This is a genomic window from Streptococcus sp. Marseille-Q8145 (assembly GCF_965112035.1).
In genome coordinates this window covers 97,639-114,661 of the sequence record NZ_CBCOPQ010000005.1, presented here as the reverse complement: position 1 = coordinate 114,661, position 17,023 = coordinate 97,639, and the positions used below count along the sequence as shown (strand labels likewise).

Below are 17,023 nucleotides of genomic sequence, written 5' to 3'. Positions count from 1 at the left end.
TTTAGAGAGTGAACTGTTTTCCTTTGCCTTAAAACAATTCTTTGTATAAAGCAATGGTTTCTTCCAAAGTCGGCATGAAAGGATTGCCAGGTGCGCAAGCATCAATCAAGGCATTCTTAGAAAGGTATTCAAAGTCAAAGTCCTTTTCTTCAATGCCAAGCTCGGTCAATTTCTTAGGAATACCGACCGTTTCAGACAAGGTTTCGATTTCTGAAATGGCATATGCTGCACATTCTTCATCAGTCTTGCCTTCGGTATGCAAGCCTAAAGCTTTAGCTACATTTCTAAAGGCTGCTGGTACACGTTTGGCATTTTCACGCTCAACTACTGGCAGGAGCATAGCACAGCAAACGCCATGAGGCAGATGATAGACCGCACCAAGCTGGTGAGCCATCGAATGCACATATCCCAGACCTGCGTTGTTAAAGGACATGCCGCCGAGGAAAATAGCATTGACCATAGCTTCACGCGCTTCTATATCATGGCCATTAGCAACTGCTCGTGGCAAATATTCCTTGATCAACTCAATAGCGCCAATAGACAACTTCTTGGTCACGCCATAAGCACCAGGAGTTACCAAGGCTTCAACAGCATGGGTCAAAGCATCCATCCCAGTTGCTGCCGTTAAATTAGCTGGTTTGGAAACCATGAGCTCTGGGTCATTGACAGAGATGAGAGCCAAGCTATTTTTATCAACCATCACCATCTTAACCTTACGTTCTTCATCCGTGATAACATAGTTGATAGTGATTTCGGCAGAAGTCCCTGCCGTGGTGTTGATGGCTACAACTGGCAGACCCTTTTCTTTAGACTTGTGGAGCCCTTCATAATCCTGCGGCTTGCCCCCATTTGTCGCCATGATGGAAATACAGCTAGCAGCATCCTGCGGAGAGCCACCGCCGACACTGATGATAAAATCACAGTCATTTTCCTGAAGAGTAGCTAAGCCATCGTAGACATTCTTACAAGAAGGATTTGGGTCTACACCTTCAAAAACCACATATTCAATGCCTTCTGCTTCTAGCGGCTTGATGACTTTTGGTAAAATGTCACTGGAAGCAATATAGTGGTCTGTAACGATGAGAGCTTTCTTAAAGCCCAGCTCTTTGACATGACCGCCAAATTCATTGATGACACCCTTACCAATCAAATTGACTGATGGAACGTAGAAAACTGACATAATGATTTCCTCCTTAATTGAGCACAAAACTCTATTGCATATGTTAATATAATTTTACTACTTTCTCTACTGCATTTCAAATAATTATACAAGTCAAATTAGAAAAAAGAGAGTGGGACAGAAATCGGTAATTCGTTAGAATTCGATTTCGTCGTCCCACCTCCGCACAGTTGAGTAAGGCTGTAAAAGCTGATGAAATCAGCGTAGTAGAGCCCACTCAACCACTGCGCCTTGCTCGATAATCCAAAGACAATTGAGAGGCTAGGACTTTTGTCCCAGCCTCTTCTTTGGCTACTTGCGATACATTTTGACTTGAAGATAGAGGTCATTGTAGGTTCCGAGCCATTTTGGACCTAATTGCTGATAGACTTCCAGATGCTTCATGGTTTCTTCGGTTGGATAAAAGGCCTCATCTTCCTGTACTTCTTCTGGTAGCATAGCCTTAGCAGGAAGGTTTGGCGTTGAATAGCCAACATAAAGGGCGTTTTTATAAGCATTTTCTGGTCTCAGCATGAAATTGATAAACTGATAGGCAGCTTTTTTATTTTTGACCGTTTTTGGAATAACGATATTGTCAAACCAAAGGTTGCTGGCTTCTGTCGGAACGACATAGCGCAGATCTTCATTGGCTTCCAGCATTTGACGAGCTTCACCAGAGAAGGTAACACCGATAGCCGCGTTATTCTGAATCATGTAGCCCTTCATCTCATCAGCAACGATGGCTTTGATATTGGGCGTCAGAGTGTAAAGTTTATCGACAGCCTCCTGCAGCTGGTCAGCATCTTTGGAGTTAAGACTATGACCATTCGAGTTTAGACCAATCCCCATGACTTCACGGGCTCCGTCAATCATCATGATGGAGTTTCTGTATTCTGGCTTCCAGAGATCGTTCCAATGCTCAGGTGCGTGCTCGACCATTTTAGTATTGTAAACAATTCCCAGCGTTCCCCAGAAATAAGGAATGGAATACTGGTTTCCTGGATCAAATGGCTGATCCAAAAAGTCTGAACCAATATTTTCCAAGCCTTTGATCTGGCTATGGTCCAATTTCTCCACCAAGTTTTCCTTCATCATTTTGGCAATCATGTACTCACTTGGGATTGCGATATCGTAGGTTGTACCACCTTGCTTAATTTTTGTGTACATGGCTTCGTTAGAGTCGAAGGTTTCGTACTGCACCTGCACGCCTGTTTCCTTGGTAAACTCAGTCAGTAATTCCGGATCAATGTAATCTCCCCAGTTATAGACAACCAATTTATCACTGCCCTTGCTATTGGCTTTACTCTCAATCCGATAGCTAATTCCCCACAAGATCAGGATAATCGCAAGAATCCCTGCTAGAAACGAATAGAGTTTTTTCATGCTGCTTCCTCCTTCTCACGCGTGATAAAGTAATAGCCAATGACTAAGACGATACTAAAGAGAAAGACCAGAGCAGACAGGGCATTGATTTCCAAGGAAATTCCTTGCCGTGCACGGGAATAAATTTCTACGGAAAGAGTTGAGAAGCCATTTCCTGTTACAAAGAAGGTCACAGCAAAGTCATCGAGTGAGTAGGTAAAAGCCATAAAGTAGCCGGCAATGATCGCTGGTGTCAGATAAGGCAGCATGATTTCCTTGAGCATCTGGACTTGACTAGCTCCCAAATCATAAGCAGCCTTAATCATGTCGTCATTCATTTCTTTCAACCGTGGCAAAATCATTAACACAACAATGGGAATTGAAAAGGCAACGTGACTAGCTAAAACAGACACAAAGCCCAGCTGGAATTTAGCCGTGGTAAAGAGAATCAGGAAGCTAGCCCCAATCATGACGTCAGGCGCCACCATCAAGATATTATTGATGGATAGGAAGGCATCCTGATATTTTTTGCGGGCTTGGTAAATATAAATAGCACCGAAAGTTCCGATAATCGTGGCAATGAGGGAAGAAAGAAAGGCTAAGAAGAACGTCTGCGCCAAAATTAAAATCAAGCGCGAATCTTCAAATAACTTTTGAAAATGAACCAGATCAAAGCCCGTAAATTTATTCATGTCATCGCCAGCATTGAAAGCATAGGCAATCAAATAAAAGATCGGAAGATAAAGGATTAGAAACACAATCGCTAAATAGAGATTAGCAAATTTTTTCATCGTTCTCTCCTTTCCTTGGTTGCCCACATGGTGAAGAGCATGGCAATAATCAGAACCACTCCGATGGTTGAGCCCATTCCCCAGTTTTGCGTTGTCAAGAAATGCTGTTCAATGGCTGTTCCCAGTGTAATAACACGGTTCCCACCGATCAAACGCGTCAGCATGAAGAGGCTGAGACTGGGAATGAAGACGGACTGCACGCCACTTCTCACACCATTCATTGAAAGCGGAAAGACGACATTGCGGAAAGTCTGCCAACGATTGGCACCCAAGTCATAGCTAGCATTGATGAGATTGGGATCCAAATCATCCAAGACGTTGAAAATCGGCAGAATCATAAAGGGCAGCTCAATGTAGCTAGCAACAAAAATAAAAGAAAAGTCAGTGAAAAGAATCTGCTTGGGACCGATACCGATAAAGGTCAGAAATTCATTCACCGAGCCGTTTTGCCCAAAAATACCGATGAAGGCATAGGCCTTAAGCAAAAGATTGATCCAAGTCGGTAAGACAATCAGCATCAGCCAGAGCTGGCGATGCTTGAGCTGGGTCAGAAAATAAGCGGTTGGATAGGATATGAACAAGGTCACCAAGGTGATGATGCCTGCGTAAAATACCGAATTAAAGCTCATTTTCAGATAGGTCAAATTCTGCGACGTGAAATAAATCCGATAGTTTTCCAGAGTGAACTGCCCCTCGATATTAAAGAATGATTTCCAGACAATCATTATCACTGGAGCTATGACAAAAAGCAGAATCCAAAGAAAATATGGAAGCATAAAAAGGTTAGAGGTTGTTTTCTTCATCTCTTTCCTCCTCAATGGCATTGATCAGCCCTGCTTCTTGCTCTTCGATTTCTACGTATTCTTCAATCCGAGCATCGAATTCTTCTTCGGTTTCATTGAGGCGCATGATATGGATATCTTCTGGCTCAAAGTCCAGACCGATTTCTTCTCCGACGATGGCCTTGCGGGTCGAGTGAATCATCCATTCATTTCCGAGTTCATCATAGGCGATGATTTCATAATGAACCCCGCGGAAAAGCTGGGTATCTACTTTAACCTGCAGTTTTCCTTCTTCAGGCAAGGTAATGCGCAAATCTTCTGGACGGATCACCACTTCAACGGGTTCATTTGGTCGCATGCCTCCGTCAACTGCTTCAAAACGCTTGCCATTGAATTCGACCAAGTAGTCTTCGATCATCTTACCTGGCAGGATATTAGATTCTCCGATAAAGGTCGCAACAAAGTGGTTAATCGGCTCATCATAGATATCCACTGGCGTTCCTGACTGGACAATCTCCCCTTCATTCATGACAAAAATCCAGTCACTCATAGCTAGGGCTTCTTCCTGGTCGTGGGTGACAAAGACGAAAGTGATCCCAAGACGCTGTTGGAGTTCACGTAGCTCATATTGCATATCCGTCCGCAACTTCAAATCCAGCGCAGAAAGGGGCTCGTCAAGTAGGACAACCCGTGGCCGATTGATGATGGCACGGGCAATGGCTACCCGCTGGCGTTGACCGCCTGAAAGTCTCCGAATTGAACGGCGCTCATATCCTTCCAGTTGAACCATTTTCAGAACTTCAGCAACCCGTTCTTCAATTTCTTTTTTGTCCACCTTCCGCAACCGCAAAGGAAAGGCCACATTCTCAAAAACATTCATATGCGGGAAAAGAGCGTAGGACTGAAATACGGTGTGAACATCCCGCCTATTGGTAGGAATGTCATTGATGCGGACACCATCCAAAAAGATGTCTCCCGTTGTCGCATCTAGCAGTCCTGCAATAATATTAAGGATGGTTGACTTCCCAGAGCCAGAAGCTCCAAGAAGCGTATAAAATTTTCCTTCTTCTAATTCAAAGTTAATATCTTTGAGAACGACGGTGTTACTGTCTTCAAAAACCTTCGAAACGTTTTTGAACTCAATAATTGGTTTTTTCAATTGGCATAAATTCCTTCTTTTCCATGTATTAACAGATTTTTGGCTCTGTCAGACCAAAAAAACCTCTCGAGGGCTACTATGGCCCTGCATACTTGCGATATCGATAGGCTTTCACCCCCTTTACTAATGACACATGGATATTAGTTATCCCAAAGACTTGGACAAATCTTAAAAAAGCAATCAGACAATTACATATCGGACTCTTATGCTTCTCCGATAATTCGAACTTCTCGTTCCAGAGTGACACCTGAATGCTCCTCGACTGTTTTAATGACATAAGCAATCAACTCTTCATAATCGCTAGCTGTACCATGATCGACATTAATCATGAAACCAGCATGCTTTTCTGAAACCTCTACACCACCGATTCGATAGCCTTTTAAACCGGCCTCACTGATGAGCTGACCAGCAAAATGTCCCAGAGGACGCTTAAAGACAGACCCACATGATGGGTATTCCAAAGGCTGCTTGAGTTCACGCAGATAGGTCAGACGTTCCATTTCCTGACGAATGTTTTGGTGGACACCTGGTGCCAGACCAAACTTAGCTGAAATCACAATGTCGCCAGTTTCTTGAATAAGTGAATGACGATAACCAAATCGCATATCACGCGCATCCAAGGTCTTAATTTCTCCTTCAGGTGTCAAGACCTTGCAAGAAACAAGCACATGAGCAATTTCTCCGCCATAAGCGCCAGCATTCATAAAGACAGCTCCGCCAATACTACCCGGGATGCCACAGGCAAATTCAAAGCCAGTTAAACTATGATGCAGGGCAATACGAGTAGTCTGAGTTAGATTGGCACCTGCTTCTGCCTCAATCGTATAGCCATCTACTGCTACATTATTTAGCTTATCAAACATGATGACAAAGCCTCGAATACCGCCATCTCGAACAATAATATTACTTGAATTTCCAAGTACCAACCAAGGGATGTTTTCACGATTGGCCAACTTGACAACCCGTGCTAACTCATAACGGTTGCGTGGAAAAACTAAGAAATCGGCAGCTCCGCCTACCTTCGTATAAGTGTATTGACTCAAAGGTTCATTGAAACGGATGTCGATTCCTTCTAATTCCGCAGAAAATTTTTCTAGGTTTTGCATGACTTACTCTCTTTTTTACAAATTACACCCTATTATATCAAAATTAAATGATATTTACGATAGACTAAGGGAAATAAAGATTCTTTTTCAAAGCAAAAAGAAAGAGGAGAACGAAGATTGTAGACCAACACTGCGTCCACAAGTTCGTCATCCTCAAACTCTCTTCTATTTTTCTACACGTACACCCTGAGTATCGACTTGCAACTGGAAGACTTGTCCATCAAGGCCTTGTTCCTTGATTTGCTGATAAATCTGCTCAGCCTTATCTTTCGGAGATAAAACCATGACAGTCGGACCAGCTCCAGAGATATAAGTCGCAAAAGCGCCCTGTTTTCTGGCTAAGAATTTAATGTCAGAAAATTCTTTGATAAGCGGTTGGCGATATCTCTCATGGAAACGATCAGATTCAATGGCACGACCAGCTGTTTTCATATCGCCCTTTAAGAGCGCTGCAACAGCGACATTGGCTACAGAGCTTGCTGCAACAGCTTCCTTGTATGAAAGGCGATTAGGCAAGACACGGCGGCTTTCAACTGTTCTCAACTCATAATCAGGAATAAAAGCGATAAAGCTGACCTCTGGGAAATCTGACACGACAGCTGAAACTTGATTTTGGAAAGAGCTTGCAATCACTAGATTTCCATAAATCGCTGGTGCGACATTGTCCGGATGCCCTTCGATTTTTGTCGCAATTTTCAACTTTTCATGATCAGATAAGTTCAGATTTGCTAACTGATTAGCCAGTTCAATCCCTGCCACGATAACGGAGCTAGAAGAGCCGAGACCGCGCGCCAAAGGAACATCGCTGGTCATTTTTAAGCGATGAGGCTGAAGGTCTGGAGCCAATTGCAGGGCAATCTTGATTAGTAAATTACGTTTATCAGTTGGAATTCGAGGATTGAGGTCATGCTCAATAACCCACTCCTCACTTTCTTCCAAGACTTCAATTTCTAAATATTTGGAGACTGCGACACCAACTGAGTCAAAACCAGGCCCGATATTGGCACTGGTCGCTGGTACAATAATTTTCATCTTATTCTCCTAATACTTTAAAGGTGTTGAGCAATTCGAACTCTGGTACCTCACGGAGCTTGGCAACAACATTTTCTAGCTGAGTCTTGCTGACAGCATGCGTGATGATAACTACACGAGCAGTTTCACCATCCGTACCTTCTTGCAGAATTTGCTTGAAGGAAACTTCTTCAGCATTGAAGATTTCAGCCAAATGCAATACTTGACCCTTGGCATCTGGAGCCAAGATAGAGAAATAATAGTTGCTCTTAACATCCTCAGGCTTAGCCAAGACAAGCTCGCGACTAAATTCATTGAAGGCTTTGCCGATCGTGCCTTCATTTAAGCGACGGACAATACGGACGATATCCGCAACGACACTGGTAGCAGTTGGTTTTTGACCTGCACCTGGACCGTAATACATGGATTCTCCGATACCGATTGACTCGACAAAGACCGCATTCATTACGCCGTTTACGCTAGCTAGCGGATGCGCTTTTGGCAAGAAAGTCGGTGTCACTTCCGCAGCGATTCCTGATGGCGTTTCCTCAATTGAGCCGACCAATTTCACCACATAGCCCAAATCTTGAGCAACTGCGACGTCTTCAGGCGTGATGTTGCGAATACCTTGGTGGTTGACATCTTCAAACTTTATATTCATACCGAAAGCAAATTGGCTGAGGATGACCATTTTATAGGCTGCGTCAATTCCATCAACGTCGTTAGTCGGGTCACTTTCAGCAAATCCTAAACGTTGTGCTTCTGCAAGAGCATCCTCGTAAGACCAACCTTCTTCTACCATCTTGGTCATCATGAAGTTAGACGTTCCATTGACCACGCCCAAAACGCGGGTAATCTTATCAGATGCCAATGAATTGACCAAGGTACGCAAAATTGGGATACCGCCCGCAACAGCTGCTTCATAATAGAGAGCAACGCCATTTTTCTTAGCAATATCTAACAATTCAGAACCATGAACAGCCAGCAAGTCTTTGTTAGCGGTTACCACATGCTTACCTGCTTCAAGTGCACGTGTGATAAAGGTTTTAGCTGGTTCAATCCGTCCCATCAGCTCCACTACGATCGCAATTTCGCCGTCATTTAAGATTTCATCCACATTGGTCACAAAGTTATAATCATTTCCAGCTGCCAAAAGACGTTCTTTTTCGGCATCATCCTTGACCAAAACTTTAGCAACTTCAATCTCAGAATGAGCAGCCTGAACAATCTTTTCTCCATTTTCTTTCAACAAGAAAGGAACACCACTAGCAACTGTTCCAAAACCAAGTAAAGCAATTTTAATAGACATGAGGAACTCCTTGAATATTTCTTATATAAAAAACATTATAACAAAAATATATAGAAATGCCTACAAATCTATTTGTATATTTGTTATAATGTAAGTAAAAATTTTAAACTCATGAGATTAGAAGGAGATACCATGACAGATAAACACATTGGAAGACGCATGCAGAGACATAAAGCTAAGAAAAAGGCATTCCTTTTTTCTATTATCAATCTTTTCTTACTCCTTGTCCTAATCGTAGGCGGAATTTATCTTTGGAAGACTCAGTTCTCTCCTAGCAAACAATCCTCTGCAGGCAACCAAACCGTGCAATCCACCTCGAAGCCAGACTCTACCTCAACAAATGAAGAAGCTTCAAAAATCAAGTGGGTAAAACAAGACGAGCCTGTTAAGATCCCAATCTTGATGTACCATGCGATCCATGTAATGGATCCCTCTGAGGCAGCCAATGCTGGTTTGATTGTAGATCCAACTACTTTTGAAAGTCATTTGCAGGCCCTGAAAGAAGCTGGTTATTATACTTTAACCCCAGATGAAGCTTACAAAGCTTTGACAGAGAATGTCCTGCCTGAAAATAAAAAAGTAGTCTGGCTGACCTTTGACGATAGTTTGAGAGACTTTTACACCAATGCCTTCCCGCTACTTCAAAAGTACCAGATGAAGGCAACCAACAATGTCATTACTGGCTTTGTCCAAGCTGGCCGTGAAGATATGCTGACGCTAGATGAGATCAAAGAAATGAAGGAAAAGGGAATGTCCTTTGAAGACCATACCGTCAACCACCCTGATCTATCAACTGCCACTACTGATCAACAAACCCTTGAACTACGTGATTCTAAAGCCTTTTTAGATGACAATCTTTCGCAGAAAACTACGACTGTTGCCTATCCATCTGGCCGCTATAGTGATGCGACCTTGCAGATTGCTGAAAGTCTAGGCTATAAGATGGGATTGACGACCAATAACGGCCTGGCTTCCCTGTCTAATGGGCTGCTCTCACTCAATCGTGTTCGAGTGAACCCAACTACTACTGCAGAAGATTTATTAAACGAAATCGCTACAAATTAATCTTAGAAAGCTTGCTTCAGACGAAGCAGGCTTTTTCTATTTCCGATAGCAGCTTTTTCCAATCACAAAAAACACCAGTTCCAAAGAACTGGTGTAAAAAATTATTTAGACTTGATATAATTGATACCGTCTGCTTTCGGAGCAACAGCTTTACCAAAGAAGGCCGCAAGAACCACAATCGTCAAAACGTATGGCGCAATCTGTAGATAAACCGTTGGCACTTTTGAAAGAAGAGGCAACTGATTTCCAATAACGGCTAAACTTTGAGAAGCTCCAAAGAAGAGACTTGCCAACATAGCACCAATAGGACTCCATTTACCAAAAATCATAGCTGCCAAGGCGATAAAACCTGGACCTATGATAGTTGTCACAGCAAAGTTAACGGAGATCGACTGAGCATAGATAGCTCCGCCAATACCGCCGAGCAAACCAGAAATCATAACACCGCAATAGCGCATGAGATAAACATTGATTCCTAGTGTATCTGCTGCCTGCGGATGTTCTCCAACTGAGCGAAGGCGCAATCCAAATTTTGTCTTAAACATAATAAACCAAGCAAGGAAAGAGAAGGCGATGGCCAAATATCCCATCAGACTTGTATGTTTGAAGAATATATCTCCTATGACGGGAATATCAGACAAAATAGGAAAATTAAATTTACCAAATGAACGCTGAATGTTGTCTGTTTGTCCCTTGTTGTAGATAGCTTTCACAAGGAAAACCGCCAAGGCTGGTGCTAGCAAGTTTAGAACCGTACCACTGACAACGTGGTCTGCACGGAAGTTAATAGTTGCTACAGCATGGATAAGGGAGAAGAGCACTCCGACTAAACCAGCAGCAATCAAGGAAAGCCACGGAGTCAAGCTGCCAAAACTACTTTCGAAAGTCAGGTTAAAGAGAACGCCTGTAAATGCTCCCATTACCATGATCCCTTCCAAGCCGACATTGACGACTCCGGCATGCTCCGAATAAGCTCCACCGATACTTGTAAAAATCAAGGGAGCCGCATAAATCAGCATAGATGATACTAATAAACCTAATATCGTTACAATACTCATCCTAGTTTCCCCCTTTCACTTTACCAGCTTCTTGCTTACGGTTTTTAAATAATTCAAAGACTGTCTTACCAGTCAGACGCTCAATCAGGTAATGGGCGCTGACAAAGAAGATAATCGAAGCTGTCACGATATTGACTAATTCTGTCGGAATCTGAGCCACGTTCATACCTGGCGCACCGACACTTAGAACTGCAAAAAGGAAAGCCGCAAAAAGGATACCAACTGGAGAGTTTGCTGCTAAAAGACTAACTGCCATACCATTGAAACCAACGCTCAATGAACTTCCTTGCACAAAGACATTCTGATAAGTACCCAGTCCTTCTACTACTCCTCCAAGTCCTGCAAGGGCTCCAGAAATAATCATAGACAAAATAATAGTCCGTTTAGAAGACATCCCTGCGTATTCAGATGCATTCGGGTTCAGTCCTACAGCGCGGATTTCAAAGCCAAGTGTTGTTTTCTTCAGCATATACCAGATTAGCACAACTGCAATCAAAGCAAAGAAAATACCAATATTCATCCGAGAGTTAGCTGTCAAACTTCTCAGCCATTCTGTTTGATAAATAGCATTGGCTCCAACACGCTTACTAGAGTCAACACTCTGCATCACAGATTTTGGAAAGCTGCGGATAAAAGCATTTCCAACGAAGAGGACGATGTAGTTCATCATAATCGTAACGATGACTTCACTCGTTCCTAAATAGGCACGCAGAACTCCTGGAATAGCACCAATGATCCCACCAGCTACTGCTGCAATAACTACAGTTGCTAGCAACATCAGAGGGCGAGGTAGGTCAGGGAAGGAAAGGGCAAACCAACCAGCTAGAATCCAACCAGCCAAGGCCTGGCCTGGAAGTCCGACATTGAAAAATCCAGCCCGACTAGCAACGGCAAAACCCAGACCAATGAGAACTAGAGGTCCCATCGCCCGAGAAATTTCACCCAAACTTCTCAAAGAACCGAATGCCGTTTTAAAGAGGGATTCATATCCCCAGATGGCATCATAGCCAAAGATAGCCATGACAATCGCTCCCAATAAAATCCCTAAAAGAACTGAGATTAAGGGAACTGCGATCTGCTGTGTTTTTTTAGACATTTGAATCTCCCTTCTAAATCTTACCACCAGCCATGAGAATACCAAGTTCTTGCTTATTGGTCTTCTCTGGTGTCACAATTCCTTGAATCTTGCCATCATGGATAACGGCGATTCTGTCAGAAAGATTGAGTATTTCATCTAGCTCAAAGCTGACAACAAGAACTGCCTTGCCCTGAGTACGCTCCTCAATCAAGCGTTTATGGATATATTCAATCGCTCCGACATCAAGACCGCGGGTTGGCTGACTGACAATCAACAAGTCTGGATCACGATCCACTTCCCGAGCAATGATAGCCTTCTGCTGGTTTCCTCCTGAGAGGGCTGAAGCAGGTACATACTCGCTAGCTGCCCGCACATCAAACTCTTTCATCAGATTGCACGCGTAAGAGTAGATATTGTTGTAATTCAAGATGCCGTTTTTGCTGAGCGGCTCCTTGTAGTAAGTCTGCAAAGCAATATTTTCAGAAATGGACATCTGCAGCACCAAACCATCGCGATGGCGATCTTCAGGTACGTGGCTGACCTTCATTTCAGTAATCTGGCGTGGTTTCTTACCAATCACGGACTGGTTCTTGATCAAAATTTCACCCGAGCTTGCTTTTCTAAGTCCTGTAATAGCTTGAATCAACTCAGTCTGACCATTTCCGTCAATACCAGCAATCCCAACAATCTCACCAGCACGAACATCCAGTGAAAGTCCCTTAACAGCTGGAACGCCGCGATTTTCTTCGACGACAAGATTCTTGATTGAAAGAACCGTCTCTTGCGGATTAGAAGGTTTCTTCTCAGTCTTGAAGGAAACAGCCCGTCCCACCATCATTTCTGCCAAGTCTTGGTTGGTTGCACCAGCAATTTCAACTGTTTCGATCGATTTTCCTCGACGAATAACGGTCACTCGGTCAGAAACTGCACGAATCTCATCCAACTTATGGGTAATAAGAATGATAGACTTACCTTCCTTGACTAAGTTTTTCATGATTTTCATCAATTCATCAATCTCAGATGGTGTCAAAACAGCTGTTGGTTCGTCAAAGATGAGGATATCTGCACCACGGTAAAGGGTCTTCAGAATTTCAACCCGTTGTTGTGCTCCTACGGAAATGTCTTCAATCTTGGCAGATGGATCGACCGACAAACCATATTTCTTAGACAAACGCTTAATTTCTTGCGTAGCGCGTTTCAAGTCTAAGATACCATTTTTTGTAATCTCACTTCCAAGAATAATATTTTCAGCAACAGTGAAGGCTTCCACAAGCATAAAGTGCTGATGCACCATCCCGATACCAAGTGAGGCCGCCTTTGATGGAGAGTCCAGCTTAACTGGCTTTCCGTTTACTACAATCTCACCACTAGTCGGCTCAAGTAGGCCGGCCAACATATTCATCAAGGTTGACTTCCCGGCACCATTTTCTCCTAAAAGAGCGTGAATTTCACCTTTTCGGAGTTCCAAATTGATTTTATCATTGGCCACAAATTCACCAAAAATCTTGGTAATTTCTCGCATTTCAATGACATTTTCATGTGTCATGGCTCTTTCCTTTCCAGAATTTCATTTTATATCGATATAACCTCCTCGGACTCCTATCCTAGTAGGCTTAATCGATGCAAAGGCGTCAGAATTTAAAAATGAGCGACCCTAGTAGGTCGGATCGCTCAACATTCAATTATTTATCAGGAACTGTGATGCTACCGTCAAGGATTTTAGCTTTCGCTTCTTCAACAGCTTTTTTAGCATCTTCAGAAAGGTTGGTTGTTGTCAAATCAACACCACCGTCTTTCAAACCAAAGGTTGTAGTTTTACCACCTGGGAATTTACCTTTAGCTGTTTGGTTAGCAATGTCTTGGACAGTCTTACCAACTTGTTTCAAGCTTGATGCCAAAACAAAGTTAGACTCTTTACCATCTTTAGATTTGTATTTACCTTCTTCAGTTTGGTCACGGTCAACACCAAGAACCCAAACTTTTTCATTTTCATTTCTTGTTTCGTTGATTGACTTAGCTTCGTTAAATACTCCAGCACCAGTACCACCAGCTACTTGGTAAACAACATCCGCACCACCAGCATAGTGAGCAGCAGCAATTGTTTTACCTTTAGCTGCATCGCCGAATGAGCCAGCATAGTCCACTTTAATCTTGATAGATGGATCAACTGATTTCACACCAGCTTCGAAACCTTTTTCAAAACGTGTGATAACAGTTCCTTCTATACCACCAATGAAACCAACTTGTTTTGTCTTAGTCGTTTTTGCAGCTGCAACACCAGCAAGGTAAGCTGCTTCATTATCTGCAAAGACTGCTGAAGCAACATTCTTTTGACCTTCAATCACATCGTCAATAATAACGTAGTTAATACTTGAATTATCTTTAGCAGCAGATTCAACGGCATCACGAAGGGCAAAACCGATACCAAATACTAAGTTGTAACCATCCGTAGCAGCTTGGTTTAGGTTGTTCGCGTATTGTGACTCGTCTGTTGATTGGAAGTAAGTATAGCCGTTATCTTTTGAAAGGCCATTTTCTTTCCCCCAAGCTTGCAAACCTTCCCATGCAGATTGGTTAAATGACTTATCATCAACACCACCTGTATCGGTTACGATAGCAGCTTTTAAATCAGTTTTAGCGTTAGAGCTATCTGATTTAGACGCACGATTCCCACATGCAGCAAGTCCGATTGCTGCGACAGACACTAGACCAAGACCTAGCCATTGTTTCTTGTTCATTTCTGAACCTCCTATATAAGATGTGCAACTTAGTTGCAAGTTTAATTTTGGTCAATTGACCAGCAACAGACTCAAGTTAAGTCTGTAAAAGAGTATGGAAGTAACTCCTTGACCGTCATCACGACCGTCGATTTATCTTTAGCGACCAAGGTCACTGGTAAATCCTGATTAAAAAACTCTGCCATTACTTGGCGGCAGGCACCACACGGAGAGATCGGTTTTTCCGTTTCTCCATAAACAATTAATTCCTCAAAGTCTAAAAAGCCTTCAGAAACAGCTTTAAAAATGGCTGTTCGCTCTGCACAATTGGTCAAGCCGAAACTAGCATTTTCGATATTGACACCTGTGAAAACTTGACCATTTTTAGCTACTAAAACAGCTCCGACAGGGAAATGAGAGTATGGAACATAGGCATTCTTCGTGGTTTCTACAACTAAATCAATCAAATTAGTAGTCGCCATTAGCCACGTCTCCCTCCATAATCGCTACACCAGAGGATGCTCCAATGCGAGTCGCACCAGCTTTGATAAAGGCAAGTGCATCTTCGTAAGAACGGGCACCACCGGAAGCCTTGACTCCCATATCTGGCCCAACTGTCTTACGCATCAAAGCTACATCTGCAACGGTTGCACCACCAGTTGAGAAACCAGTGGATGTCTTGACAAAATCCGCACCAGCTTTCTGAGCAATTTGACAAGCTTTCACTTTCTCATCATCTGTCAAGAGGCAGGTTTCAATAATAACCTTAACTAAAGTTCCTTTGGCAGCTTCCACAACAGCTCGAATGTCTCTTTCAACTAAGTCAAAATTTCGAGACTTTAAAGCGCCAATATTGATGACCATGTCGACTTCATCCGCTCCGTTTTGGATGGCATCACTCGTTTCAAAAGCCTTGAGCTCCGGAGTATTCGCTCCCAGAGGAAAACCAATGACCGTACAAACTTTAACATCTGTCCCTTTCAATGCTTGCGCAGCAAAACTCACCCAAGTTGGATTGACACAGACGCTCGCAAAGTCGTATTTCTTTGCTTCCTCAATTAAGGTTTCAATCTGCTCCTGACTCGCATCAGGTTTCAAAAGCGTATGGTCAATGTATTTGTTTAATTTCATGTTTGATTCTCCTAAAATTAAGCGATCACTTCGACAATCTCGCTTACTGCAACGCTTTCACTACCTATTCTAACATTTTTTTGGAATTCTGTAACTAGTTCTTGAGAAATTTTTTCATTTGCGTAAATTTTTGCGACAATTTCCCCAATTTCGACTGTTTCGCCAACCTTCTTTTCAAACACGATTCCAGTTTCATAATCTAGTTTATCAGATTTGACTGCTCGGCCTGCTCCTAATCTCATCGCAAACAAGCCAAATTCCATAGCTGGAAGCTCTGTGATAAAGCCAGATTGCTCTGCTCTCACTTCAGCCACATAAGCCGCTTGGGATGGTCGATACAAGTCCTCTAGATCTCCACCTTGAGCCGCAATCATCTCTTCAAATTTTTTCAAAGCCGCTCCATTTATCAGATGCTCTCTAATTTCAGAGACTGACTTCTCAACATTCGCCAAATCAAGCATAATCCGAGCGAGCTCGCAGATAAACTCCGTAATATCTTCGCGTCCTTGTCCTTGAAGGATTTCCAGCGCTTCTAGGATTTCCAAACGATTGCCAATGCTAGTACCTAAAGGCTGACTCATATCCGTAATGACTGCAACTGTTCTACGTCCGACAGCCTTACCCAAGTCTACCATGGTACGGGCTAGGACACGGGCATCCTCTAGATTTTTCATAAAGGCACCTTCACCGACGGTTACATCCAGTAAGATGCTGTCTGCACCAGCGGCGATTTTCTTGCTCATAACCGAACTGGCAATCAAAGGAATCGTATCAACTGTAGCGGTCACATCACGTAGAGCATAGAGAAGCTTGTCTGCCTTAACTAGCTGGTCTGACTGACCGATGACGGATACACCAATCTCCTGAACCTGCTTGATGAAATCTTCCTGACTGCGCTCTACCTGGTAGCCCTTGACAGACTCGAGCTTGTCTATGGTACCACCCGTATGCCCCAAGCCTCGTCCGCTCATCTTGGCAACGGGCACGCCAAAGCTAGCTACTAGAGGAGCCAAGATTAAGGTAACCTTATCTCCCACTCCACCAGTCGAATGCTTGTCGACCTTAATCCCTGAAATAGCTGACAGATCAAACTGCTGGCCTGTCCCCACCATGGCCATGGTCAAATCAGAAATTTCCCGAGTAGTCATTCCTTTAAAGTAAACAGCCATAGCAAAGGCCGACATCTGGTAATCTGGTACTGTTCCAGCTACATACCCCTCAATCAGCCATTCAATCTCTTGACTGGACAACTCTAGTCCATCTCGTTTCTTTTGAATAATATCAACTGCCCGCAT

At 43.2% G+C, this 17,023-nt stretch carries 16 protein-coding genes; 1 reads left to right on the top strand and 15 read right to left on the bottom strand.

The genetic code is table 11. From position 1 onward, the window contains the following. Positions 1 to 28 precede the first annotated feature (28 nt). The 8 genes from ACWPVL_RS10380 to ACWPVL_RS10345 all read right to left on the bottom strand — a co-directional run bounded on the left by ACWPVL_RS10380 (position 29) and on the right by ACWPVL_RS10345 (position 8,679). Positions 29 to 1,180 carry an iron-containing alcohol dehydrogenase gene (locus tag ACWPVL_RS10380; RefSeq protein WP_454388770.1) on the bottom strand — a complete coding sequence of 384 codons (1,152 nt, stop codon included), beginning with the start codon at positions 1,178 to 1,180 and terminating at the stop codon, positions 29 to 31. 291 nt (positions 1,181 to 1,471) lie between these two features. Further along, positions 1,472 to 2,542 (bottom strand): ABC transporter substrate-binding protein, encoded by a 1,071-nt coding sequence (locus ACWPVL_RS10375; RefSeq protein ID WP_005590161.1) that lies wholly within the window; start codon positions 2,540 to 2,542, stop codon positions 1,472 to 1,474. Further along, positions 2,539 to 3,312, bottom strand: a complete 774-nt coding sequence (locus ACWPVL_RS10370; protein ID WP_005590157.1) for an ABC transporter permease — start codon at positions 3,310 to 3,312, stop codon at positions 2,539 to 2,541. The genes ACWPVL_RS10375 and ACWPVL_RS10370 overlap by 4 nt, the downstream gene beginning before the upstream one ends. After that, positions 3,309 to 4,115, bottom strand: a complete 807-nt coding sequence (locus ACWPVL_RS10365) for an ABC transporter permease (RefSeq protein WP_454388767.1) — start codon at positions 4,113 to 4,115, stop codon at positions 3,309 to 3,311. The genes ACWPVL_RS10370 and ACWPVL_RS10365 overlap by 4 nt, the downstream gene beginning before the upstream one ends. Then, positions 4,096 to 5,253 carry an ABC transporter ATP-binding protein gene (locus tag ACWPVL_RS10360; protein WP_454388765.1) on the bottom strand — a complete coding sequence of 386 codons (1,158 nt, stop codon included), beginning with the start codon at positions 5,251 to 5,253 and terminating at the stop codon, positions 4,096 to 4,098. Before ACWPVL_RS10360 ends, ACWPVL_RS10365 begins: the two co-directional genes overlap by 20 nt. 203 nt (positions 5,254 to 5,456) lie before the next feature. After that, positions 5,457 to 6,359, bottom strand: a complete 903-nt coding sequence (murB, locus tag ACWPVL_RS10355) for a UDP-N-acetylmuramate dehydrogenase (RefSeq protein ID WP_454388763.1) — start codon at positions 6,357 to 6,359, stop codon at positions 5,457 to 5,459. A gap of 165 nt (positions 6,360 to 6,524) precedes the next feature. Further along, positions 6,525 to 7,391, bottom strand: coding sequence for a homoserine kinase (thrB, locus tag ACWPVL_RS10350; RefSeq protein ID WP_454388761.1), 867 nt, complete (start codon positions 7,389 to 7,391; stop codon positions 6,525 to 6,527). Position 7,392: 1 nt separating this feature from the next. Continuing rightward, complete coding sequence (locus ACWPVL_RS10345; protein ID WP_454388759.1) at positions 7,393 to 8,679, bottom strand: homoserine dehydrogenase; 1,287 nt, start codon at positions 8,677 to 8,679, stop codon at positions 7,393 to 7,395. A 132-nt stretch (positions 8,680 to 8,811) separates the two neighbouring features. Between ACWPVL_RS10345 and ACWPVL_RS10340 the strand changes: the two genes are divergently transcribed. Further along, positions 8,812 to 9,744 (top strand): polysaccharide deacetylase family protein, encoded by a 933-nt coding sequence (locus ACWPVL_RS10340; protein WP_454388757.1) that lies wholly within the window; start codon positions 8,812 to 8,814, stop codon positions 9,742 to 9,744. Between the two features lie 101 nt (positions 9,745 to 9,845). On the opposite strand, the gene ACWPVL_RS10335 is transcribed toward ACWPVL_RS10340, so the two are convergent. From ACWPVL_RS10335 to ACWPVL_RS10305, 7 genes are all read right to left on the bottom strand, one after another. Further along, a complete protein-coding gene (locus ACWPVL_RS10335) occupies positions 9,846 to 10,802 on the bottom strand; it encodes an ABC transporter permease (protein WP_061911259.1) in 957 nt (318 codons plus the stop codon). A gap of 1 nt (position 10,803) precedes the next feature. Beyond that, positions 10,804 to 11,898: an ABC transporter permease gene (locus tag ACWPVL_RS10330; protein ID WP_061422956.1), complete on the bottom strand. Its 1,095-nt coding sequence runs from the start codon at positions 11,896 to 11,898 to the stop codon at positions 10,804 to 10,806. Between the two features lie 13 nt (positions 11,899 to 11,911). Then, positions 11,912 to 13,426: an ABC transporter ATP-binding protein gene (locus ACWPVL_RS10325; RefSeq protein ID WP_045497051.1), complete on the bottom strand. Its 1,515-nt coding sequence runs from the start codon at positions 13,424 to 13,426 to the stop codon at positions 11,912 to 11,914. Between the two features lie 136 nt (positions 13,427 to 13,562). Continuing rightward, positions 13,563 to 14,618, bottom strand: coding sequence for a BMP family lipoprotein (locus tag ACWPVL_RS10320; RefSeq protein ID WP_005590144.1), 1,056 nt, complete (start codon positions 14,616 to 14,618; stop codon positions 13,563 to 13,565). Between the two features lie 71 nt (positions 14,619 to 14,689). Then, positions 14,690 to 15,079, bottom strand: a complete 390-nt coding sequence (locus tag ACWPVL_RS10315; RefSeq protein ID WP_005590143.1) for a cytidine deaminase — start codon at positions 15,077 to 15,079, stop codon at positions 14,690 to 14,692. After that, complete coding sequence (gene deoC / locus ACWPVL_RS10310) at positions 15,066 to 15,728, bottom strand: deoxyribose-phosphate aldolase (protein WP_454388753.1); 663 nt, start codon at positions 15,726 to 15,728, stop codon at positions 15,066 to 15,068. Before deoC ends, ACWPVL_RS10315 begins: the two co-directional genes overlap by 14 nt. 17 nt (positions 15,729 to 15,745) lie before the next feature. Further along, a complete protein-coding gene (locus tag ACWPVL_RS10305) occupies positions 15,746 to 17,023 on the bottom strand; it encodes a pyrimidine-nucleoside phosphorylase (protein WP_454388751.1) in 1,278 nt (425 codons plus the stop codon).

Bases quoted from the DNA above. Each gene is read 5' to 3' on its own strand.
- ACWPVL_RS10345 (WP_454388759.1), bottom strand. From the start codon at position 8,679: ATGTCTATTAAAATTGCTTTACTTGGTTTTGGAACAGTTGCTAGTGGT.
- deoC (WP_454388753.1), bottom strand. From the start codon at position 15,728: ATGAAATTAAACAAATACATTGACCATACGCTTTTGAAACCTGATGCG.
- ACWPVL_RS10325 (WP_045497051.1), bottom strand. From the start codon at position 13,426: ATGACACATGAAAATGTCATTGAAATGCGAGAAATTACCAAGATTTTT.
- ACWPVL_RS10380 (WP_454388770.1), bottom strand. From the start codon at position 1,180: ATGTCAGTTTTCTACGTTCCATCAGTCAATTTGATTGGTAAGGGTGTC.
- ACWPVL_RS10315 (WP_005590143.1), bottom strand. From the start codon at position 15,079: ATGGCGACTACTAATTTGATTGATTTAGTTGTAGAAACCACGAAGAAT.
- ACWPVL_RS10305 (WP_454388751.1), bottom strand. From the start codon at position 17,023: ATGCGGGCAGTTGATATTATTCAAAAGAAACGAGATGGACTAGAGTTG.
- ACWPVL_RS10365 (WP_454388767.1), bottom strand. From the start codon at position 4,115: ATGAAGAAAACAACCTCTAACCTTTTTATGCTTCCATATTTTCTTTGG.
- ACWPVL_RS10340 (WP_454388757.1), top strand. From the start codon at position 8,812: ATGACAGATAAACACATTGGAAGACGCATGCAGAGACATAAAGCTAAG.
- murB (WP_454388763.1), bottom strand. From the start codon at position 6,359: ATGCAAAACCTAGAAAAATTTTCTGCGGAATTAGAAGGAATCGACATC.
- ACWPVL_RS10375 (WP_005590161.1), bottom strand. From the start codon at position 2,542: ATGAAAAAACTCTATTCGTTTCTAGCAGGGATTCTTGCGATTATCCTG.
- ACWPVL_RS10370 (WP_005590157.1), bottom strand. From the start codon at position 3,312: ATGAAAAAATTTGCTAATCTCTATTTAGCGATTGTGTTTCTAATCCTT.
- ACWPVL_RS10320 (WP_005590144.1), bottom strand. From the start codon at position 14,618: ATGAACAAGAAACAATGGCTAGGTCTTGGTCTAGTGTCTGTCGCAGCA.
- ACWPVL_RS10330 (WP_061422956.1), bottom strand. From the start codon at position 11,898: ATGTCTAAAAAAACACAGCAGATCGCAGTTCCCTTAATCTCAGTTCTT.
- ACWPVL_RS10335 (WP_061911259.1), bottom strand. From the start codon at position 10,802: ATGAGTATTGTAACGATATTAGGTTTATTAGTATCATCTATGCTGATT.
- thrB (WP_454388761.1), bottom strand. From the start codon at position 7,391: ATGAAAATTATTGTACCAGCGACCAGTGCCAATATCGGGCCTGGTTTT.